The following is a 1,403-nucleotide window of genomic DNA, read 5'->3' as shown; positions in this document are numbered from 1 at the left end:
GTCGACCCCGGCGTCGCCGCCGGCGTCGGCCGACGGCAACGGGCACTCTCCCACGCCGCGGGAGGACGTCCCGCACCGAGAGCCGCAGCCGGTGCAGCAGCCGCCGCGTGCGGTGACCTTCGACGACGGCGACGACCTCGACGTGCCCGACTTCCTCAAGTAGGTCGTCCGCCGCCGGTCCGACGCCGCCGGGGCGCCCCGACGCCGCCGGGGCGCCCGGACGTCGGGCAGGTAGCCTCGGCGGCGTGTTCTGGTGGCGACGCGGCGAGCCCGGGGTGGATCTCGGGTTCACCTCCCGGGAGGGCGGCGTCAGCGTCGGACCGTATGCCGGTCTCAACCTCGGCGGTCGCGTCGGGGACGACCCGGAGGCCGTGGCGGCCAACCGCGCGCGGGTGGCCGCCGCATACGGCGTGGACCGTGACCGGCTGCTGTTCATGGCGCAGTGCCACGGCGCGGACGTCCTCGTCGTCGACGGGCCGTATGCGGGGCCGGAGCCGTCGGCGGACGCGATCGTCACGACCGTTCCGGACCTCGCCCTCGGGGCCCTCGTCGCCGACTGCACGCCGATCCTGCTGTGGGACGCCGACGGCCCGGCGGTCGGGGCGGCCCACTGCGGCCGGCCCGGACTCCTCGCCGGGATCGTCCCGGCGGTCGTCGTCGCCCTCCGGGACCTCGGTGCCCGGGACCTGCGTGCCGTCGTCGGTCCGTCCGTGTGTCCCCGCTGCTACGAGGTGCCCCCCGTCATGCGGGAGGAGGTCGCCACCGCTGCGCCGGCCTCCTGGTCGGTGAGCCGGACGGGCACGCCCGCCCTCGACGTCGCCGCGGGGGCCGTCGAGCAGCTCTCCGCCGCCGGCGTCGTCGTCGCGGACTGGGTGGCCGGCTGCACCCGCGAGTCGGCGGGCCTCTACTCCTTCCGCGGCGAGGGCACGACCGGTCGGTTCGCGGGGGTCGTCGTGAGTCGGTCATGAGCAGCCGCCGGGACGAGATCGCCGCCGGGCTGGCCGCCGTCGAGGAGCGGATCGTGCGCGCCTGCACGGCCGCGGGCCGCAACCGGGCCGAGGTGACCCTCGTCGCCGTCACGAAGTTCTTCCCGGCCTCCGACGTGACGATCCTCGCCGGGCTCGGCGTCCGGGACGTCGGCGAGAACCGGGCCCAGGAGGCGGCCGCCAAGTATGCCGACCTGCCGTGCCGCGGCGACCTCACCCTCCACTTCATCGGTCAGCTGCAGAGCAACAAGGCGCGCCAGGTCGCCGCGACGGCCGACGTCGTCCACTCCCTCGACCGGGGCAGGCTCGTCGCCGCCCTCGACCGGGCAGCCGGCGAGCGGGGTCGTCGGCTCGGGGCGCTCGTCCAGGTCGGCCTCGACGACGCATCGGGTCGTGGGGGCGCCGGGCCCGCCGACG

The 1,403-nt window shown here is 76.7% G+C and carries 1 protein-coding gene and 1 pseudogene; both read left to right on the top strand.

Annotated features, from left to right (window positions below; translation table 11 throughout):
* Nucleotides 1-245 precede the first annotated feature (245 nt).
* Complete coding sequence (locus tag BN12_RS21705) at nucleotides 246-968, top strand: polyphenol oxidase family protein (RefSeq protein WP_048555628.1); 723 nt, start codon at nucleotides 246-248, stop codon at nucleotides 966-968.
* A pseudogene (locus BN12_RS25615) lies at nucleotides 965-1,403 on the top strand (YggS family pyridoxal phosphate-dependent enzyme); the annotation flags it as partial. The gene BN12_RS21705 and the pseudogene BN12_RS25615, both read left to right, overlap by 4 nt.

Origin of the sequence: Nostocoides japonicum T1-X7 (genome assembly GCF_001046855.1) — a bacterium.
In the GTDB taxonomy this organism is placed as follows: domain Bacteria; phylum Actinomycetota; class Actinomycetes; order Actinomycetales; family Dermatophilaceae; genus Nostocoides; species Nostocoides japonicum.
Note: the sequence above shows the minus strand (reverse complement) of the source record. Positions and strands in the feature narration are given on the sequence as shown.